Source organism: Psychrobacter sp. WY6, assembly GCF_018448495.1.
GTDB lineage: Bacteria > Pseudomonadota > Gammaproteobacteria > Pseudomonadales > Moraxellaceae > Psychrobacter.
Map to the genome: position 1 here is coordinate 342508 of NZ_CP049902.1, position 21135 is coordinate 363642.

At 42.5% G+C, this 21135-nt stretch carries 15 protein-coding genes and 6 pseudogenes; 10 read left to right on the forward strand and 11 right to left on the reverse strand.

Going from position 1 to position 21135, the window contains the following annotated elements; genetic code table 11:
* Window positions 1–27: 27 nt before the first annotated feature.
* Window positions 28–705 (reverse strand): annotated as a pseudogene (locus tag G7Y90_RS01680) (superoxide dismutase).
* Between the two features lie 507 nt (window positions 706–1212).
* Between G7Y90_RS01680 and rdgB the strand changes: the two are divergent.
* From rdgB to G7Y90_RS01710, 6 genes and pseudogenes are all read left to right on the forward strand, one after another.
* Complete coding sequence (gene rdgB, locus G7Y90_RS01685; protein ID WP_250163225.1) at window positions 1213–1866, forward strand: RdgB/HAM1 family non-canonical purine NTP pyrophosphatase; 654 nt, start codon at window positions 1213–1215, stop codon at window positions 1864–1866.
* Window positions 1867–2379: 513 nt separating this feature from the next.
* Window positions 2380–3722: pseudogene (tig, locus tag G7Y90_RS01690) on the forward strand (trigger factor).
* 521 nt (window positions 3723–4243) lie between these two features.
* A pseudogene (clpP, locus tag G7Y90_RS01695) lies at window positions 4244–4871 on the forward strand (ATP-dependent Clp endopeptidase proteolytic subunit ClpP).
* A gap of 114 nt (window positions 4872–4985) precedes the next feature.
* Window positions 4986–6299: an ATP-dependent protease ATP-binding subunit ClpX gene (gene clpX / locus G7Y90_RS01700; RefSeq protein WP_087814795.1), complete on the forward strand. Its 1314-nt coding sequence runs from the start codon at window positions 4986–4988 to the stop codon at window positions 6297–6299.
* A gap of 354 nt (window positions 6300–6653) precedes the next feature.
* Window positions 6654–7535, forward strand: a pseudogene (locus tag G7Y90_RS01705) (SDR family NAD(P)-dependent oxidoreductase).
* Window positions 7536–7864: 329 nt separating this feature from the next.
* Complete coding sequence (locus G7Y90_RS01710) at window positions 7865–8815, forward strand: c-type cytochrome (RefSeq protein WP_250163226.1); 951 nt, start codon at window positions 7865–7867, stop codon at window positions 8813–8815.
* A gap of 104 nt (window positions 8816–8919) precedes the next feature.
* Here the strand turns inward: G7Y90_RS01710 and G7Y90_RS17600 are convergent, their stop codons facing one another.
* From G7Y90_RS17600 to argS, 4 genes are all read right to left on the reverse strand, one after another.
* The gene (locus tag G7Y90_RS17600; protein ID WP_284143799.1) at window positions 8920–9183 is read right to left on the reverse strand and encodes a PTS sugar transporter subunit IIC; all 264 of its coding nucleotides are present in this window, start codon (window positions 9181–9183) and stop codon (window positions 8920–8922) included.
* Window positions 9180–10013, reverse strand: coding sequence for a PTS sugar transporter subunit IIC (locus G7Y90_RS01715; protein ID WP_284143800.1), 834 nt, complete (start codon window positions 10011–10013; stop codon window positions 9180–9182). The genes G7Y90_RS17600 and G7Y90_RS01715 overlap by 4 nt, the downstream gene beginning before the upstream one ends.
* Before the next feature lie 145 nt (window positions 10014–10158).
* Window positions 10159–10974: an SPOR domain-containing protein gene (locus G7Y90_RS01720; protein WP_109592480.1), complete on the reverse strand. Its 816-nt coding sequence runs from the start codon at window positions 10972–10974 to the stop codon at window positions 10159–10161.
* A 102-nt stretch (window positions 10975–11076) separates the two neighbouring features.
* Entirely contained in the window at window positions 11077–12906 is a 1830-nt protein-coding gene (argS, locus tag G7Y90_RS01725; RefSeq protein WP_201560831.1) for an arginine--tRNA ligase, read from the reverse strand.
* 730 nt (window positions 12907–13636) lie between these two features.
* Here argS and G7Y90_RS01730 point away from each other — a divergent pair.
* Window positions 13637–13855 carry a DUF2788 domain-containing protein gene (locus tag G7Y90_RS01730; protein ID WP_045448016.1) on the forward strand — a complete coding sequence of 73 codons (219 nt, stop codon included), beginning with the start codon at window positions 13637–13639 and terminating at the stop codon, window positions 13853–13855.
* Window positions 13856–14010: 155 nt separating this feature from the next.
* Here the strand turns inward: G7Y90_RS01730 and G7Y90_RS17605 are convergent, their stop codons facing one another.
* From G7Y90_RS17605 to cmoA, 6 genes and pseudogenes are all read right to left on the reverse strand, one after another.
* The gene (locus G7Y90_RS17605) at window positions 14011–14682 is read right to left on the reverse strand and encodes a DUF1176 domain-containing protein (RefSeq protein ID WP_284143801.1); all 672 of its coding nucleotides are present in this window, start codon (window positions 14680–14682) and stop codon (window positions 14011–14013) included.
* Between the two features lie 25 nt (window positions 14683–14707).
* Entirely contained in the window at window positions 14708–15139 is a 432-nt protein-coding gene (locus G7Y90_RS17610; RefSeq protein WP_284143802.1) for a DUF1176 domain-containing protein, read from the reverse strand.
* Between the two features lie 37 nt (window positions 15140–15176).
* Window positions 15177–16239: pseudogene (cmoB, locus tag G7Y90_RS01740) on the reverse strand (tRNA 5-methoxyuridine(34)/uridine 5-oxyacetic acid(34) synthase CmoB).
* 275 nt (window positions 16240–16514) lie between these two features.
* On the reverse strand, window positions 16515–17321 hold the full coding sequence (locus G7Y90_RS01745; protein WP_284143803.1) for a KAP family P-loop NTPase fold protein: 807 nt from the start codon (window positions 17319–17321) through the stop codon (window positions 16515–16517).
* A gap of 106 nt (window positions 17322–17427) precedes the next feature.
* Window positions 17428–17793, reverse strand: coding sequence for a P-loop NTPase fold protein (locus G7Y90_RS17615; protein ID WP_284143804.1), 366 nt, complete (start codon window positions 17791–17793; stop codon window positions 17428–17430).
* 160 nt (window positions 17794–17953) lie between these two features.
* Window positions 17954–18753: pseudogene (gene cmoA, locus G7Y90_RS01750) on the reverse strand (carboxy-S-adenosyl-L-methionine synthase CmoA).
* A gap of 203 nt (window positions 18754–18956) precedes the next feature.
* Here cmoA and msrA point away from each other — a divergent pair.
* The 3 genes from msrA to G7Y90_RS01765 all read left to right on the forward strand — a co-directional run bounded on the left by msrA (window position 18957) and on the right by G7Y90_RS01765 (window position 21076).
* Complete coding sequence (msrA, locus tag G7Y90_RS01755; RefSeq protein WP_109592489.1) at window positions 18957–19478, forward strand: peptide-methionine (S)-S-oxide reductase MsrA; 522 nt, start codon at window positions 18957–18959, stop codon at window positions 19476–19478.
* A gap of 184 nt (window positions 19479–19662) precedes the next feature.
* Window positions 19663–20301 (forward strand): thiopurine S-methyltransferase, encoded by a 639-nt coding sequence (tmpT, locus tag G7Y90_RS01760; RefSeq protein ID WP_250163227.1) that lies wholly within the window; start codon window positions 19663–19665, stop codon window positions 20299–20301.
* A gap of 61 nt (window positions 20302–20362) precedes the next feature.
* Window positions 20363–21076, forward strand: a complete 714-nt coding sequence (locus G7Y90_RS01765; protein ID WP_250163228.1) for a DUF1499 domain-containing protein — start codon at window positions 20363–20365, stop codon at window positions 21074–21076.
* Window positions 21077–21135: the final 59 nt, after the last annotated feature.

Sequence of the window (21135 nt, forward strand, 5' to 3'; positions counted from 1 at the left end):
CTTTTTTATTAATCAAATGCTTAGTGGTTAAAGATTACTCTTCAACACCAGCATCTTGACCTTTATATTCGCATTTGCGTAGTCCCAGTTCACTAGCTTGTCTAGGAACGTGTCAACATAATCAGGACGACGGTTACGATAATCGATATAGTACGCATGTTCCCATACATCACAAGTCATACCGCGATTTGATCATGTGCAAGGGGGTATCAGCGTTAGCCGTTTGGCGATAGACAGTTTGCCACCGACTTTATCAGCGACTAGCCATGCCCAACCTGAACCGAACTGAGTCAATGCTGCATTTTTGAACTCTTCACGGAACTTGTCGTAGCTACCGAAATCTTCTTCGATTTTGCCTTTTAGATCACCAGTAGGTTCGCCGCCGCCATTGGTTGGCGTCATGCAATTCCAATAGAACGTGTGGTTCCATACTTGGGCTGCTTGGTTGAACATACCTTGCTTGCTGTCATCTTTAGCAGTTGCTACGATGATTTCTGGCAATGTTTTGTCTAGACTAGAACCTGGTAGCAATTCGTTGAGCTTAGTCACGTAGGCATTATGATGCTTGTCGTGATGATACTCTAGCGTCTCGGCACTGATATGTGGCTCTAGTGCGTCTTTTGCGTATGGTAGCTCTGGTAAAGTAATGTTTGACATAGTTATTTTATCCTTGCTGTTTTTAGCCGTCATTTGATAAAAACTCATTATAGAAACTGAATTTTACGCTATTTTTACATCATAAAGAACACGATAAAATGGCGGACTAAATTGGCTGAGTTTATTGTTTGAAATGAATGTTATTGCTTAATACCGTTTATTGTTTAACACAGTATCACGTATTATTATGAATCCAAAATTAACTTACTTTTGTTACTGTTTGCTCAAAAGCCAAGTGCTTGACTTCATAAGCATTTATTCTTAATATTCACAAGCCATAAGATATCATTCACGGTAGCTTGGCGGCTATTATAGCAACAGTGGCGACAAATATCAGTTACCAAATGTTATGGATAACACTGTTAGTATAGCCTTTGGTTGTCTATAGACTAAGCGCAGAATGCCTTAGCATGCCAATCGTGCTAGGCACTTAGCTGACTGATAAACTGATGAAATTGGCATTAAGATACCGATATAATTTAAAAACCGATCATACTTTCAACAATGATACTTTCACTAACCATATTCTTAATAATGACATAACGGAATAACCCTATGAGCACCACGAATACCTCACGCTCCTCTACCCAATCGACCCCTGATAATCAATGGGTGCTCGCCAGTAATAATAAAGGCAAACTGGCTGAGTTTAAAAGGCTGTTTGCCGAGGCAGATTTGGATGTGACGATCATCCCGCAAGGTCAGCTCAATATTGACGATGCGATAGAAGATGGGTTGAGCTTTGTAGAAAACGCCATTATCAAAGCACGTCATGCCAGTCGAATTAGTGGTCTACCTGCGATTGCAGATGATTCAGGACTATGTGTGCCAGTATTAGGTAATGCACCCGGCATCTATTCTGCTCGCTATGCTGGTGAGCATGGCAATGATGGCAAAAACAACGCCAAACTCATCGCTGATTTGCAACCTATTCGTACTGAGCACGCTAACGAGCCTATTAAAGGATTATTTGTTTGCGTACTGGCGATGGTGCGCCATGCTGATGATCCGCTACCGATTATCGCGCAAGGTCTGTGGCAGGGTGAGATATTAGAGACAGCGCATGGTGACGGCGGTTTTGGTTATGATCCGCTGTTTTGGTTGCCAGAGTTGCAAGCTAGCGCCGCGAGCTTAAGTGCTGCTGATAAAAATAGCATTAGTCATCGGGGGCAAGCGATTCAGCAATTATTGACGCAGTTGCCGTTGTAGATAACCCTTAAATCTTATAGTGGATTCAATTTATTCCTTTAGCTATTAATGCTAATACAAGAAAGTCTAGCGCAGAGGTAAAAATCGTAGTTTAAGCGAGATTGACGATGTAGCAGATTCAAAGTGAATGGACGATAAAGAGATAATTTTTACTTTAATAAACAGATAGATTATACTGTTCTACTTTTAAAATTTTGTTGAAAGCCGTTATTTGTCTGTATAATTCACCAAAAAGCGTTATTATGCGGTGCATTAACGGTTTATGATTGATATCTGATAGCGCCTATTACTAAGATAACCGTTTCACATTTTAGTATCAGTCAGCGCCAGTGGTGACCAAAGGCGATTGCTCAAGGTACTGACTTTGACATTGCGCGCTATCGCTATCCCCTATTTATTCCAACGGCAACCCATGATACACGCCCGTAATTTGAGGCACGGTTTGTCTATTACCATTTAACCCTAAGTACTATTTAATCAAACGTACTATTTAATCCTAAAGGTGTAATTAACATGGCTACAGATTTACAAGTCACAACCAACAAGCTATCTAATAAAGAAACCCAATTGACAGTTAAAGTACCTGTCGAAAAAATTCAAAACAAAGTCGAAGGTCGTATTCGCCAAGTTGCGAAAACTGCCAAGATTGACGGTTTCCGTAAAGGTAACGTCCCTATGTCACATTCCGTTCACAGTACGGTGCTGGCATTCAACAAGAAGTTATCAACGATGTGATCCGTGATACCGTTTTTGAAGCGATCAAATCTGAAGACATCCGCGCAGTTGGCATGCCTAACATCGACGACGTAAAACTTGAAGATGATTTCTTGGTTTATCAAGCCACTGTTGAAATCTTCCCAGAAGTAGACGTACAAGGTATCGATGAGATCGAAGTTGAGCGTCACACTGCACAAGTTAGTGAAGAAGACGTTGACACTATGATCGAAAACCTACAAAAGCAACGTGAAGAATTCGTTGAGAAAAAAGGTAAAGCGGACAAAGGCAATCAAGTAACTTTTGACTTTGAAGGCTCTATCGATGGCGAAAAATTCGAAGGCGGTTCTGCTGAAGACTTCAAACTGGTTATCGGTAGCAACCAGATGATTCCTGGTTTTGAAGCGGGTATCAAAGGCATGAAAGCTGGCGAAGAGAAAGTTATCGACGTCACTTTCCCAGAAGATTACCAAGCTGAAAACTTAGCTGGTAAAAAAGCTCAGTTCAAAATCAATGTAAAATTGGTTGAAAAATCTAAGCTACCAGAAATCAACGAAGAGTTCCTTGAGCTATTCGGTGTGAAAGAAGGCGGCGTTGAGAAGTTGAAAGAAGACGTTCGCAAAAACATGGAACGCGAAATCAAAAACGCGGCTCGTAGCCAAGTTAAGCAAGCGACTTTTGACGCATTGCTAGAAAAGAACGAGTTTGACGTACCAAACGCTATGCTAGAGCAAGAAATCGAGCGTCAACGCAACATGATGATGCAACGTTTTTCTCAGCAGTTCGGTGCCAATGCTGATAGCTTCGATAAAGACATGCTACCAAATGAGCTATTTGAAGAGCAAGCGCTACGTGCTGCCCGTCTTGGCATCATCGTTGCTCGTGTTATCGATACCAAAGGCTTAGAAGTCGATCAAGAACGCGTTGAAAGTTTCATCAAAGAAGCCGCTGAAAACTACGAAGATCCAAGCGAAGTCATCGAATACTACACCAATGACAAGCAGCAGCGCGCGAACATTGAGTCTGTAGTACTAGAAGACCAAGTAGTTGATTATTTAATCGAGCAAGGTAAAGTAACTGACAAAGAAGTTAGCTACCAAGACTTGCTAGCTGCACAGCAACAACAGCAGCAAGGCATGTAATTTAGTGAGATAACTTAGCAATTTGCCATTCAATGGCAAATTGCTAATCTCAATCTAAACATGCTCTAACATAATGCTCTAACGCAATGCTCTAACATATGTGTTAGGGCATTTTTATTGGGGATTTATATGCTATCTTTATGGACAGTTTATAACCAAGCCCCTTGATAAATGGTTACAGACGCCTTATTAATAGTGAGTCAATCATTTTATTAATAGCACTCATGTTATAAATAGAAAATTATTTTTCACATGAAAAAGTTACTATTGCCTCAATAAAAAAGTTACCATTAGCTCAATTATTTAGCGATATCTGGCGCTTATTATTTCAGCCAGCGAATATTATTAAAAAGCGGCAACATCTAGCATGATGAGCAGCCCTACAAGCGTAGCCGCTCGCTAGCTTCAATCCCTTTATTTTATGTACTTATAAACAGGACATCTTTATGACAGATTATGATCGCATCACTGCCAACCCACATTTTGATATGCTGATGAGTGCGCACAATGACGCACAAGGCATGCAATATACCCAAAGCGCCCCTCAAGCTGCGCATGCAGCATTAGTGCCAATGGTCGTTGAACAATCCTCTCGCGGTGAACGCTCGTTTGATATTTTCTCGCGTCTATTGCGTGAGCGCGTTATCTTTTGACTGGTCAAGTCGAAGACCATATGGCCAATCTGATTGTTGCACAGTTGCTATTTTAGAAGCAGAAAACCCAGATAAAGATATTCACTTGTATATCAATTCACCAGGCGGCTCAGTGAGTGCAGGCTTGGCAATCTTTGATACCATGAACTTCATCAAACCTGAAGTGTCAACCATCTGTATGGGCGGTGCTTATAGCATGGGCTCGTTCTTGCTCGCGGCTGGTCAAAAAGGCAAACGTTACTCTCTTGCCAATGCTCGTGTCATGATTCATCAGCCTTCAGGCGGCGCGCAAGGTCAAGCAACCGATATCGAAATTAATGCGCGTGAAATTCTAAAAACGCGTGCCCGTTTAAATGAGATTTTGGCAGAACGTACTGGTCAACCATTAGAGAAAATTGAAAAAGACGTTGAGCGTGACTTTTGGTTAGATGCGAAAGAAGCCAAAGAATACGGTCTGGTTGATGAAGTATTAGAGCGCCGCCCTACTTCTTTATAATTACCGCATAAGAGCAAAAGCTTTGATGGGCATCAAAAGCCTGAGCGTTATACGTTTTGGCTTTGATGTAAAAATCAAAATATTTGTAAGTTTTAAATTTTAGGAGCGCCTTTTATGGCAGAAGATAACACCCCGCATTGCTCGTTTTGCGGCAAAGCCAAAAGCGATGTACAGCAGCTGATTGCCGCTGACGATGCCAATATCTGTAATGAATGTATTGAGCTATGTACCGATTTAATCGCTGACAGCGCCGAAGATGGCGATGATGACAGCGACATTGATACGTCTTGGGTCAATAAAAAGCTACCAACGCCAAAAGAGCTGCGTGCTAAGCTTGACGAATACGTCATTGGACAAGACGCTGCTAAAAAAGCACTAGCCGTTGCCGTCTATAACCATTATAAGCGCCTAAAAGTTAGCCAAACCTTAGCCAATGACAGCAAGAAAGCGAAGATTGGCGCTGACGATGCCATGGTTGAATTGGCGAAAAGTAACATTTTGCTGATTGGCCCAACGGGTTCTGGTAAGACCTTACTGGCGCAAACCTTGGCGCGTTTACTGGATGTGCCTTTTGCGATGGCCGATGCGACGACCTTGACCGAGGCCGGTTATGTCGGCGAAGATGTCGAAAATATCGTGCAAAAACTTTTGCAAGCATCAGATTATGACGTGAGCAAAGCGGAACAAGGCATCATCTATATCGATGAGATTGATAAAATCAGTAAGAAAGGCGACAACCCGTCTATCACCCGTGATGTGTCAGGCGAAGGCGTACAGCAAGCGTTGCTAAAGCTTATCGAAGGTACGGTTGCTGCCATTCCGCCGCACGGTGGGCGCAAACATCCACAGCAAGAGCTGATCCAAGTTGATACGAGTAACATCTTAATCATCGTCGGCGGGGCGTTTGCCGGTCTTGATGCGGTTATTCAGCAGCGTACAGAAAAAGGCGGTATCGGCTTTAATGCGGATGTCAGCTCAAAAGATGATAGCAAACGCAGTTCAGAATTACTGCAACAAGTAGAGCCTGAAGATTTGATCAAATTTGGTCTCATTCCTGAGCTCATCGGTCGTCTTCCTGTTCTCGCTGCGCTCACAGAGCTGGACGAGGACGCATTGGTTCAGATATTGACAGAACCAAAAAATGCCTTGGTTAAGCAATATAAGTATCTATTCGATATGGAAGGCGCTGACATTAGCTTTACCAAAGAAGCGCTCGATGCGATTGCCAAAAAAGCCATGGCGCGTAAGACTGGTGCTCGCGGACTGCGCTCTATCGTTGAAAATGCGCTCCTTGAGACTATGTACGAGTTGCCTTCTATGAAGAATGCCAAGACTGTCATCGTCGACGAGCAAGTGATTAATGAAGGTAAAACACCTGAAATAATCTTTTCTACCGACGACTCAGAGCAAATAGCGATAGATGCTTAGCCGTTGTTATCAGCTTTATTAAAACTGTCATTGAAGTAAAGGCGTCTAGCATATCTTATGCTAGACGTTTTTTTATGGCTGCTCACTTATGATTTTTTTATGACAGCCAATGTATGGATAAAGTGACAGCGGCGTCTATCAATCGTTCATAGCTAAAGTCACAAAGCATGCTAAGGTAAATGTGCTACCAACACCTATCACTGATGAAACAAAGGACTGTTTATCATGCTTAATAATGTTACTTCTATCGCAACCTCATTACGCCAACACTTGCCTTTTCATACCACGACAGACCAAGATATTGCCCCTTATTATCGTAATCATGTCGCGGCTATTACGGGTGCTGGCTCTGGTATGGGGCGCGAGTTGGCTATTCATTTGGCAAAGATGGGCTGCCACGTGGCGCTCTATGATATCAACGCGGCGCAACTGGCACAGACCAAAGAATTGCTCGTCGGTTATGATATCAAAGCGACATGACAGTACTTGATGTCTCAGACAATAAAGCGTGGAAGCGTGGGCAGATCGGTATGGCAGACCATGGCAAAGTGAACTTCATCTTTAATAATGCAGGCGTGGCGCTATATTCGACCGTAGAAGGCAGTAGCAGTAGTTAGCGAGCTTGAATGGGTGATGGACATCAATTTTTGGGGTGTGGTCTATGGCACCAAGGCATTTTTGCCATTGATTAAGAACAGTGTCAAACAAAGCGAATCGACGAATGGCAGCAAAAAAAACAGATCGCGCCAATTTAACGAGCATGGTCACATCATTAATATCTCAAGCCTGTTTGGCTTGACTGCGCAGCCGTCACAATCTGCGTATAACGCCAGTAAATTTGCTGTACGCGGCTTTACTGAAAGCTTACGTCAAGAGCTAGATATTCAGCGCTGCGGTGTGTCAGCGACCTGCATTCATCCCGGCGGGATTAAAACCAATATTGCCAATAGTGCCCGTGGTAATGACAGTATCAATGATATTGGCATACGTACTGGCCCCAAAGCCATTCAGAGCTTTAATAAATTCCTGAAATTTGATGCAAGCAATGCCGCTTGGATTATTTTGCAGGCTGCCGCGACCAATCAACCGCGCTGTCTTATTGGCAATGATGCCAAAATAATCGACGCGGTACAGCGTGTCTTTCCAGCGACATACAGTCAAATATTGAACGATGTCCATAAGCTCTCTCGTAAGCTCAAACCACGCCGCCATAAAAAACCAAGCACGCCAAAATAATATATTCTAAGAGTATTTGCCCACAAAAAGCGCTTAAATATTGATAATATTTAAGCGCTTTTTTGATCGATAGAATCTCAATACTGTCTTTCAATATCGTTCTTCATACGGTATGAAATTAATTCATATCTCTCTAAAGCCAAAACACTTTATCTATTTATATACTTTAATTATTTAATATTTGATACAATTATGTTTCTAGCAACTTACAGATTGATGACTCATTCAGATTTTTTGCACAAAAATTAAGATTACTTCTGTCATTTTGACAGCTAAATTATCATAAAAATATATTATTACATATTATTTTTGATAATAAGGATATTCCAATGAAAATACTTTTAAGGGTCAAACCCTCTTCCTCCGTTTTACTGGCTGCTATCTTTGCTATTGGTGCGGTTAGCCTGTCAGGCTGTAGTGAATCAGATACCAAGGCTGTCGACCGTGTCGAAGAAGCTGAAGCATTGGCCCGAGTTAAGTCACTTGAGGCACGTGCCGCAGAAATTAAAGACGAGATGGCTGCAAATCCAAGCGCCAAACTGACCGTTAGCATGCCAGATGAGTCCACTATTCCAGATGATGAGTTCGGCGCAGCAGTACGTCGCGGCTTACAAATCGCCAATCATACTTATAAAGAAATGCCTGACAATGTCGGCAACCAGTTGAATTGTACCAGCTGTCACTTGGGTAACGGCTCAGAGGCTTACGCGGCGCCTTGGAATGGTATGCCGGGCATTTATCCTATTTATCGGTCACGTGCTGGTCGCGTTAATTCAATACAAGAGCGCATCAATGGCTGTTTTGAACGCTCAATGAATGGCAAAGCACTTGATCTAGGTTCAGATGATAAGAATGCGATGGTGTCTTATATGAGCTGGCTATCACAGGGTTTGCCTTATGGTGTCTCGCCTGAAGGTCGCGGTTTTGTTAAGGTAGACAAAACTTTAGAGCCAAATACGGACAATGGTAAAAAGCTGTTTGCTGAAAAATGTAGGGTTTGCCATGGTGAAAACGGCGAAGGTCAATATAACGACGATGGCACTTATATCTATCCAGCAGTAGCTGGAGACAAGTCCTTCAACGATGGCGCAGGTATGGCGCGAACTTATACAGCAGCGGCCTTTATCAAGGGCAAAATGCCGTTTGGTCAAGGTAACTCGCTTAGTGACCAAGAAGCGGTCGATATTGCCGCTTACTTTACCCATCTGCCGCGACCTATCAAAGCCAACAAAGACAAAGACTGGCCAAATGGTGATGCCCCTAAAGATGTACGCCGCTAATTAAAACAAGCTCATAATTTATATAGTAAAAAAGCCCAGCTATTTAAGTAGCTGGGCTTTTTTACTATTGATAGTTAGGACAATTTGCGTCCTTTATCTTTAATTTAAGGCAATTTCATATCACCATCAACCAGCCAGCCCACGCGGCGCATCACATGAGCGACCACCCCTGCAATTAGGGCAGGTAATACAAACATCAACAGGATAATCGCTGTCCATAATTGACCCGTACTCATGATGTCTTGTGACGCTTCAATCACTCCAAATACGCCGACCAATCCAGCGGTACCCATACCCGCACCCGTTGCCGTACATGCCAGTCCAAAACCTACTGTCGCAATAGGACCAACGATGGCGCTGGCAATCACAGCAGGCAACAACCCAGCGGTTTTTTTAACACATTAGGAATCTGTAGCATACTGGTGCCCAGACCTTGAGATATTACGCCACTGACGCCGTTGTCTTTAAAGCTTGCAACGGCAAAGCCAATCATGTGTGCCGCACAGCCTACTACTGCTGCCCCGCCTGATACGCCGCCAAGCCCAATTGCGATACAAATAGCAGCGCTGGACGTTGGCAATGTCAATAAAATACCCACTACCACTGCAATCACAATACCCATTAACAGAGGCTGTAACTCAGTGGCCGCTTGAATACCTTGACCAATGGCAGCGACCGCAGCGACGATAGGTGGATTCAATAGGGCGCAAACTGCTAATGCTACCGCGCATACCAATAAAGGAACCAATAGAATATCGAGCTTGGTTTTGCCAGCGACCCAAGTACCAGCACGATAAGCAAATACCGAGGTCAAATACGCCCCTATCGGATTCCCCGGTAAGGCGGCAAAGGTCGCAGGTCCACCTACTTGGGGCGTAAATAACGTCCCTGCCATTAATGCTTCAGAGTGTGCGCCAAGCATACCCGCCACCAAGCAGCTGAGCATGACGAGCGTCGGTGCTTTAAGGTAATAGGCGATACCTACTCCGATACCCGCACCCATTAGTACTGAGGCAAGCTTGCCCACCGCAACCAATGCGGGCAAATCTAACCAGCCACCGATTTGCGAGATGATTAGACCAGCAATCAACGTGACAAATAGCCCTAAAGCCATGCCAGTAAACGCATCAATAAAATACTTTTGGAAAAATGCTTTAATGAAGCTGGTAGGCGGTGTTGCTAAATGAGAGACAGTCATAGCCACGCTCTTTATAAAATTTTTGATGAAAGGTAATAAACCAACAGAAAAATAACTTTGCTAAAAATCAGAGATAAAAAAAACGTCATTGCGACGCTTTTTTTATTATTCATAAAGAACTATAACTGTTATTAAACAGCGCAACTTAACGACGCTGTTCAACGATGATGGAATCAATACCGTTATTCTGTAGGCGCTGCTGAGCAGTGGTTACTGCTTGGCGGTTATTCATCGGGCGAGAAATAACTTGATAGATTGGCAAACCATTACCCGTCGTATTCTTGACCACGCGAGCGTCTACACCTGCCATCAACACTTGAGCACGGCGGCGATCTGCTTCATCCGCATCACCGAAGCTGTTGATCTGCAAAATATAAGTTGCCGCAGGTTTTGCAGCCTGAACGCTAGCAGTACCTGCGCCTGCATTATTGGTGGACGTATTATTGCTACTAGCAGGCGTCGATCCATCATAGGTCGCGTCTTCTTCAACGATCACAATGTCATCGCCGCTATTACTGGTAGCAGCGTTATTGCCACGACTGGGCGCAATAACCGTGTTTTCAGAGATACCAAAGTTACCAGTATCATCATTGCGACTGGCTGAGCCATCCTCAGGTTGAGTCACCACCACATCAGGCTCAAAGGCACTGATATCCCCTATGCGATCATTGCCTGTCTCAGCAATATCTTCATCAGGAATAGTCGCCATCTCTTGATTGGGCAAAATATCATAGAACTCATAATCACCATTATCAGTATCAGTGTCGACACGTGGCTGCACCTGACGATCAGGATCATTACCAGCGGTGCTGTCAGCGGGACTGAAATCAAATAATGGTGACAAGTATATAAATACCCCTATCATAAGGGTCAATACCGCCCCGACAAACATCCACAATAAGCCTGATACGCTACTTGTTTTGCGTTTTTCAGTCGCACCTTTAGGTTTTTTGGCTAGCATGGATCTGTTTCTCCCTACTGAATCTAACTATCATCAAATTATGGCTGGCAGTCATCTATACTCATACTACATGTTAGAAAGTTACTATATACTAGAAAAAAACTACATGCTAGATGGTGCCGACAACCCTAACAAACTAAGACCATTGGCCAATACTTGACGTACGGCTTTAGACAAACGCAAACGGGCTTGCATCAATTCCATCTCATCCGAGCTTGGTGTCTCACCTGAGGTCAAACTCACTGGCAAAATGCGATTACTGTCATACCAACCATGAAATAGCGCTGCCAACTCTTTAAGATAGTTGGTCAAGACATGTGGCTCATAACCCGTCGCGGCGCGTAATAATGTCGCTGGATATCCTGCTAATAATTTAATCAGCTCGTCTTCGTTTGGTGCACTAAGTAAGTTTTGGTGTTCTAAACCAATCGCATCATCTACCACAAGACCACTGTTTTGTAGTTTTTCTAATACTCGGCAAACACGAGCATGCGCGTATTGAATGTAATACACTTGATTGTCTTTGCTTTGTGATTTAGCCAGCTCCAAATCAAAATCAATATGCACTTCAGGCTTACGGGCGACATAATAAAAACGCGCGGCGTCGTTACCAACTTCGGTACGTAAATCACGCAGGGTGACAAATTGACCTGAACGCGAGGACATTTGCACTTTTTCACTACCACGCCATAGTGCAACAAATTGCACAAGCACCACATCTAAACGATCAGCATCAATACCAAGCGCCAATAAAGCAGCTTTTACGCGTGGCACATAACCATGGTGATCGGCACCCCAAACATTGACCACTTTATCAAAACCGCGATCAAATTTGTTTTTGTGATAGGCAATATCAGAAGCAAAATAAGTAGATTGACCATTGGCACGGCGCACAACACGGTCTTTTTCATCACCAAAATCGGTTGATTTAAACCAAATATTACCGTCTTTTTCGTATAGATAGCCTTTTTCATCTAAGGTTTGCAAGACTGGCTCAATATCGCTATCAATAGACCGTTCGCTAAACCAGCACTCGTAGCGCACACCAAAGTCATTTAAGTCATCTTTGATATCGGCTAAAATACTGCTCAATGCCGCATTTAAAAACAGCTCATAACCTTCACCAAGCAAGGCTTTACTGTTGGCAATCAAGCCATCAATATGCGCTTCTTTGTCACCTGATAGCAGTGTTTTTTCGCCGTCCGCATTGATCTCAAACTCAGCATCTGCTGGCACATCTTTAGCGATTGCTGCAAAGCTATGAACGTAATGATCACCGTGTTGCGCTTTTAACGTTTGGGCGATGTCACTGACATAATCACCTTGATAACCATTGACTGGGAAGATTATTTGCTCGCCATTGGTTTCCAGATAACGCAAATAGGTACTGGTCGCCAAGATGTCCATCTGCCGACCCGCATCGTTGACATAATACTCACGCGTGACGTCATAACCAATCGCTTCAAGCAGGTTTGCCACGCTCATACCGAACGCTGCACCGCGACCATGCCCAACGTGCAAACTTGACGTTGGATTGGCAGAGACAAACTCAACCTGAATTTTTTGCCCGTCAAACTGATCGCTTAAACCAAAGCGATCTTGCAAGGCAAAGATATCATCTAATACCGCAAATTTGGCTTCCGCATTTAAGAACACGTTAATAAAGCCTGGACCTGCAATTTCTACTTGGCGAATGTCTTGGTTTTCAGGCAGCGCATTGACGATTTTTTCGGCAAGCTGTCGTGGATTGACCTTGGCAGCTTTGGCCGCTGTCAGCGCGATATTACTGGCGAAATCACCATGGCTTAAGTCTTTAGTACGGGTGATTTGGCTATTATTTTGCCAATCGCTTGGTAACGTGCCATCTGCTTGTAGGGTTTGAATCGCATCGTTAAATAGTGATGCAAGTGTATCAATTTGGGCTTGTGACATAAGGATTTGAACTCAGTTAAATACAACAAAAACGGTATAAAAATGTGGCGAATGCGAGCAGCCAATAACTGCCTATTATAATAGCGACCGACATTGCAGGGGATAAAATAATACAAAAAAGATAAGTAACCTGTAAATATAACAATCTTTGCCCTGCATTGCACTATGTGCACCAAAATTAGCACTAAAATCTTACGGTTATGACAGTTAACACTGATAATTTAGGTGACTAGGGCGTGTCCTCATTGTAAAAATGGTGATAAAAAGGAGATAAATTGCCGTTAAATAAGGAAAGTAGCGCAAATAATATCGAGATATTGATAAGCTATTTGACGATGTTTGGCAAAATTTAGCCATTTTTAGCCATTTTTATCCCATTTAGAGGATAATCGATTGAATTGGAGACACGCCCTAACAGGCGTTGTCTGTGCTTTCATTCACGATAAGTCAGATTGAAATGCTTTAAATAGATCAGGATTTAGCGCTGTTACCGATCAGTCAGCCCTGCAAATTGTAGCGTTACTGTTGTCTCATACTTAGCAGCAGTTTATACCTGCTCGCTTCCGCGTTATAATAACGGTTTGTATTGCTGCCTGCTTTTTTCTGACTTATTTTATGGATTACTGCTTATATCATGAATGGTGATACTTCATTTTGAAGGCAATTATTATCAAAAGATCCATAAAATAATATAAATAAAGGCGGCGTTACTACTTTATAGGATTATGCCATGTTTGCTATTGCTGCCAGTACGGTTACCAGTTGGGGATTGTATGTTTTACTACCCATATTCATCGCCTTCTTATTTTTTATTATGTGGGATATCTCTAAAGAATCTCAAGCTGGGCGCGCGGGTACATTTTGGATTTTCTTAGCACTAGGCGCAGGGTTTGTGGGATTCTTACTCAAGCTATTGTTGGAAGTCGCTTTTAAAAGGTGGTTGATATAATTTTTATAAACTGGGCCGTGTCCTCACTGTCAATGATAGGTAATAAATAACTCACCTATCACTGATAAATAGACAGTTAAATGATCAATTAAAAAATGCATGGCTCATAACGGCTTCACTTTATAGTGTGTCAATCATTCCTATCAAAATATCACTCACTGAGCCTTGCTATCATTTTTTACGACTTCACTCACGTAAGTTGGTAAATCCCACGCACCACCAGCAAAACCGCGACACATTCCTGAGCTGGAATCTTCTGATTTGGCAAATGTTTGACCATTCCAAACCCATATCGCATGATTCCAGCAATCACCAATCCCTCGATCTTTATGTGTTGCCCAAATCTCGCCATCAGAATAGTCATTGCCTGCCGTAGTGATCAGTTTTGGCTTGCTTGGTTTGTCATGATTAATAAGCCAATAACCCGAACTCTCATTATAGGCGCCTTGCCAGCACAGATGGCTAGCAAGCGTATGGAGGGCATCTACGGGTGTAAACGTCCAATTCAGTCTATCAGAACCATACTCTTGCATTCGTTGGTACGCGTCGGTCTTTGGATTAATCAGCTCACAGTCTCCCATATCATCTTCAGAGCCTATAAGCTCCTTGGCATCAATATCGATCCACTTATTTATATTCGCTTGAAAATAGGCCCACTTTGACGAATCCAGTTGCTTATTGTCAGCATAGGCATATGCTTTTTTAATCACAGGTTTCGCTTTAGCAGATTTGGGTATTTGCTTACTAGCGTGATTTTTACTTACCAATGCTATTGGCGTGCCCACTCTGCCTTGTACCTCATCAAGTTTTAGCAGCACGGCACTCATGCCTTTGTCACTAACAGACCAATTTTTACCACCTGCTTTTATCTACTATCTTAGTATTTTGACGCGCATGGTTAATAAAGTGTTGCGTTTGCTTGGCGGTTAAATCGTACGCTGAACCATCAGCATCTGGTTGTAGCATGCCTTGGTTTTTGCCATTTAACCACAGTTCAGCACTATGGTAGGTTTTGTCTGAGGTTTCTGATAAAAACTGGATTTGGGCAATCGGCAAGGCTTTTTTGGGTATGACGGTTAATAAAATAGAAGCTGGCGTATCGAACATACTCTCATCTGCATAACCTGCTGCGCGACAAGTCAATGTATTATCACAAACCACTTGCCAATCGTCCTGCACAAAGCCCCACCCTTCAAATGGCGTACCATAGGCAGCATGAGCTGATATGGACGTCAATGGCAGCAAGCCCTTCATAGCGCTGAGCAAAATCGTTAATTTTTTCACTGTCCATATTCCTTATGAGTGATACAGTACGCACGCGCTACTTTTTGGCAATCAAAGTCGCACGCATCGGCGCAGGATAGCCTTCAAGCGTTTGCTAGCATCATTAGGATCTAAGAAGTCGGCCAGCGAATGATAAGTCATCCATTCCGTTTTACGCTGCTCATCGATAGAAGTCGTTGCCACACATCGACACAACGTACCTCTGAGAATCCTGCTTTTTCTAGCCAGCCTGTCAATGCCGCGACTGATGGTAAAAAATACACGTTATTCATCTGGGCATAGCGGTCGTGTGGCACCAGTACGGTATTGGCATCACCTTCGATAACCAAGGTTTCAAGCACCAACTCACCGCCTTTGACCAACTGCCCTTTAAGATGTTGTAAATGCTCAAACGGCGATTGGCGATGATAGAGCACCCCCATGCTAAATACGGTATCAAACAGCTGACTGTGCTCGGGCAAGGCTTCAAGTGGTACGGGGATATAATGCGTTTTATAGCTATCAGCAGCCCCGACAAAATGACGAATCGCCATAAACTGATGATAAAATAAGCAAGACGGATCAATGATAATGACTGTATCCGCGCCAGCGCCAGCCATACGCCAGCCGTGATAGCCAGAGCCACCGCCCACATCTAATACGCGACGACCTTTTAAATTACCCAAATGCGGTGCGACTCGCTGCCACTTCCAATCACTGTGCCATTCGGTATCAATCAATATTGGCGCGGCTTGTTGGTCTTCATTCTGACCACTATCAATTTGATTTTCGAGCTGACCACCAATTTGAAAAGGCCCTTTGCGCCACGGCATCAGCTGTTTTAATAATGCCATTGTTTGTTTGCGCTGAGACTCACTAAGATTTGCCTCAATCGTCAGGACATCACTGTTCAGATCGACATGATTGACCGTCAAATTCGGCAAGCGTGCTACCGATGCTTGATAAGCAGGTGCATGCGCGTAGTTGGCTTTGTCTTTGATATCATTTAACCATGTTGGCAAGCGCGTAAGCCATTCATAAGCACTCGGCTGCTGCTGTGCTAACTCCAACAAAGTTAAATATAATTCGCGTTCAGCGTGAGTAATAGTGTCGTTAAGCATAAGATTTCAGTTCGAGTTGATTTATATTTAAATGAATAAAATTAAGAAAAGGTTAAAATAAAAGAAAATGCACCTCAATATATGAATTCTTCAGAGGTGGTGAAATATGCGTGGCATAGGTTATCTATCTTTAATAACTCAGTTTACGTTTTGTTGTTACCTAATCTTAAGGTTTAAACTTATATATTATTCAAATGCCATTATATTTGCCGTTTCTAAAATTTGAGCTACAGCTCTATCTCTATATGGAACTTCTTCCATATAGCTGACATATCTCATGTATGAATTCCATTTTTTTGCTGATCTTCTGATATAGCATAGTTAACCTTATTTTCATTGAAGTCGGTAGTCAGAGAAGCCATGATAAATTCGCATACTTCAGGTATTTCACGACCGCCCTCTTCAAGGTAAGGTAATTTTTTTACACCCAAGAAATCACCGAGCAAATCAGCATCAACAACGCCTTTTCTAATCTCTCTTAAAATATCAGGTCTAAAGCAAACTAGCATAACACCAACTAATCTCAACAACGAATAACCAATATATTCGTCAGGAATAAAACGATTCGAATTGGATAGTACTTGTACAACTTCTATATGTAGAACTAATGTCTCTATCTCTCTGAGAGAAAGACCTTGATGACCAATGAATTTTGCAATAAATTTTTTCAAAAGGGTATTTGATAGCAGGCTACTAGATAAGAAACCTTTTTCTCCTATCAGCTGGTAAAAGTAAGCATTAGCAGCTAAAACGGGATTTGTCATGTGTCGTTGAGAATGCGGTGACAACTCAAACCTAAATTTTATAAATTTATCCAAGTAGCGTTGTGCATCAACTGCCTGACCATAGCAATGGTTTATAGAAGCTCTCAACTGCTGAGTATTAGTAACAAGTACGAAGCTAACACCTTCAACATCAAAAGTATGCTTGATTATCTCAAGCATATCGACTGCGAAGTTTGGTCTACAGCGATCAAGTTCATCTATAAATATAATAATAGGGTCTTGAGATGCAATGGCAGTAAGAGCGGTTTGTAATGTTTTTAAACTCTTTTCTGCCTCCACATGATCTTTGAGTATCAACTCTGCTGTTTTATCTATTGAATCATCAGCTGCTTTTTGAATTACTTCATTAAAATCATTTGCAACGTCAGCAAAATCTTGTCTCAGAAGATGAGAAACACCAGCTTTAGCAACTGTTTTTTAGGGTGTACCGTACAGCTGGCAATACTCTGTTTATAAAAGCTTTTCTACGTGGCCCTTCAGGTAAGATTTTAATAATTTCTGCTAATACAGTCATCAAAGGCTCATCAACATGATCAGCTTTGAAAGCGTCAATATAAATTATATTGTGTGTATCATCTTCCTTCATCAGATTGATAAGTTTATGACAAAACTCAGTTTTACCTGTACCCCAACTGCCGTCGATGACCATTGGCGAAATATCTATATTAGATTTTAGGAGCTTAATAGCTTTTTCAGCGATACTTTTACGTTGAAATTCGTCACGCCCACCTTGTCCATCGAATGTTTTTGCCGTAATGTCCATATCCATTTTATCGTTCCTTCTTAATTTCAATCTAGCTCAGAAAAAATATACGATGCTGTAAAGCGCATCTAGCACACTGAGAAAATGAATGCCTATTTCAACTAATGTGTGAAACGCAGGTAATAGCAGATGGAAGGATCAATTCTCACTATGTATTCAAACAACCCTACTTAAACGCCACAATAGAGACGAAGTTTAAAAACTGAAACCACGTCAGATGACGCTGAAAACCAACTTGTGCCAAGCGCGCATGATGCTCGTCTAACGTATCAGTAATTAATACGTTTTCTAACGCATTACGCTTGCCGCTGATTTCCATCTCGCTATAACCATTGGCGCGTTTAAAATCATAATAACGCTCAACCAACCACGCATCATATTGCTCATCAAAAGCATGGGTTTTTTCAGTCAATACCAATATGCCGCCTTCGCTTAATGCTGCATAAATTTTCTCTAATACTGCGAATCTATCGGCAGCGGGCAAAAACTGTAGCGTTAAATTTAAAATCACCATATCGCAGGGTTCAAGTTCCACATCGCGAATATCAGCGGTAATCACTTCGATGTCATGCTCAGGATAATTTTCACTCAGTAGCGTGGTCGCTTCGGTCGTCATCGCTGGTGAGATATCAATCGCCTTAATCTGCAAATCTTGCGGCTCAAACTCGCCTGCCAACGTCATGCTTGCTGCACCAGTGAACAGCCCAAATCATAAATGCGACTGACGCGCTGACCACTATCGCTCTGTTGACGATACTTACAATGACGTCGGGCAAATATGGGCAGCATCGCCAGCACCTGACCATAACCGGGCACACTGCGACGAATCATATCAGGGAAACAAGCCACCACTTGCTCATCAAATGAAAAGCGCGCCGCTTTATCGAGTGGTGTAGTAAACGGTTTGTCAAATAGGGTGTCGTGTTTAACAATAGCAGGCTTAGATTGACTCATGGTGTGACTCATTTTGTGATAATAGAACTTAAATTAGGAAATAATTAATGGTCTTGCTTGTCATTACTAGCTGAAAGCGGCACGACGTAGCAAAAGCCCATTATAACATTACTGTTTGTTACTTATCGCGGTCAGATGCCCTGCTAAGCTAAATACGTATTGCTAAGTAAGTAACACTTGGCTCATATTTTATATTTATAAAAACAGGAAAAATTATGCAAACCATTATTTTGGGTGGCGGCTGTTTTTGGTGCACCGAATCGGTATTTTTATCCGTAAAAGGTGTGCAATCTGTCGTTTCAGGCTACATGGGCGGTGACGCTGTTTCTGCCAACTACGAAGCGGTTTGTGGTGGCAATACAGGGCACGTTGAAGTCATTAAAGTCGAGTTCGATGACTCTATCGTCCCGTTAGAAGTGATACTTGATGTTTTCTTTGCCACCCATGATCCCACCACAATGGATCGTCAAGGCAATGACGTCGGCAGCCAGTACCGCAGCGTGGTTTTTTATACCGAAGAAAATCAGAAACCAACGATTGACCGCACTATCAACAAACTGCGCGATATGGGCGTCAATGTGGTCACCGAAGTACATCCAGCTGTTGAGTTTTATCAAGCAGAAGAGACTCATCAGGATTTCTTTAATAAGAATCCAGGACAAGGGTATTGCAACTTTGCCATACCGCCGAAGCTTGCCAAATTGCGTAAAGAGTTTAGTCAATATATGGTGAGCTAAACCACAAAATAAAGATATTTTTTATTTAGAATAAAAAATATCTTAGCATTTCATTATAGCCAAACGCTTATTGTATGAGCGTTTGGCTTTTTAACATCTTTAGCATTCTCACTCAAACCGTTATGATAGAAACAACTTAAATATAACCCTCAACGAATAAAGGCGAAGGTATGAACGCTGAATTTTGGCACAGCCGCTGGCAAAGAAACGTATTGGCTTTAATCAGTCTGCAGTGAACCCATTATTAATAAATTACTTTAAGCAGTTAAACTTGCCAGCTGGTAGCCGTGTCTTTGTCCCTCTTTGCGGTAAATCGATTGATATGGCTTGGCTGGCAGCGCAAGGCTACGACGTCGTAGGCGTTGAATTGGTGGAAATAGCTGTACAAGAATTCTTTACTGAGCAGAATATCTCCCCTACTGTGCACCAGCATGCAGACAATCCAGCCATTAAATACTATCAAGGTCAGTTGTCAGGACAAACCATTACCCTATGGGTTGCTGATATTTTTGCACTAACGACTGAGGATATCGGATCTGTAAATGCCGGATATGACAAAGCCGCATTGATTGCGCTACCGGCTGATATGCGTGTGCAATATAGTGCGCAAATGTACCAGCTCAGTGCTAATGCACCACAATTTATCATCACTCTCGCTTATGACCAAAGCAAAAAAGCGGGACCGCCGTTCTCTATCAGTAGCGAGCAAATACAGCAATATTATGGCGATAACTATCATATCAACGAACTGACGAGTGAACCTACTTCTATAGGATCGGTACCTGAGCTAACAGCCTCGGAGCATGTTTGGTTGTTGAAATGAGTGGTTAATAAAGCCGTTTGCGTAGCGATTAATCAGTACTAAATTATGATGGAGAAATTGAATGAAAATATTAGTTGGGCTGATAAGTTTAATCTCTATTTTGCTAGTCACACTCGCAGGTCCGCTTTACAAATTTGGCTTAGTCGATTTAGCGACTGCGTTTGCAGGGTTTAAGTTTGGTGTATTTGCTGGTATCGCAGCATTGGTACTATTAGGCATACAGCTTTTATTTAAACGAGACACGGCTAGCATTGGTAGCGCATTAACATCGGCAATGCTTGCTATCACTGCCATTGCTATTCCACTAAGCATGATGAATAGCGCCAAAAACGTACCGCCCATTCACGATATTTCAACTGACCTAGTGAATCCACCTGAATTTGTGGCCATTGCCCCACTGCGCGCTGATGCACCAAACCCAGTTGAGTATGCAGGTGTAGAGACTGCAACGCAGCAGCGCGCCGCCTACCCTGAATTACAAACATTACGCTATAGCCAGTCAAAATCTCAGTTGATTGAGGCAACCAAACAAGCCATCGATAATTTAGGTTGGGAGCTTGTCAATATCGATGCTGACAAAGGCGTCATTGAAGCGACAGATACGACTGCTTGGTTCGGTTTTAAAGATGATGTTGTCGTGCGTATCACGGATAACAGTAGTGAACGTCTAGTAGATATTCGTAGCAAGTCACGGGTTGGTGGGAGCGATTTGGGCAAAAATGCGGTGCGTATTCATAAGTTGATTGAAGAGTTGGATGGGGTTTTGGGGGAGTAGTTGGGTTTTGAATGAAGTAGAAATGATTAATTGAATTTTTTTAGCACTTTATCCATTTT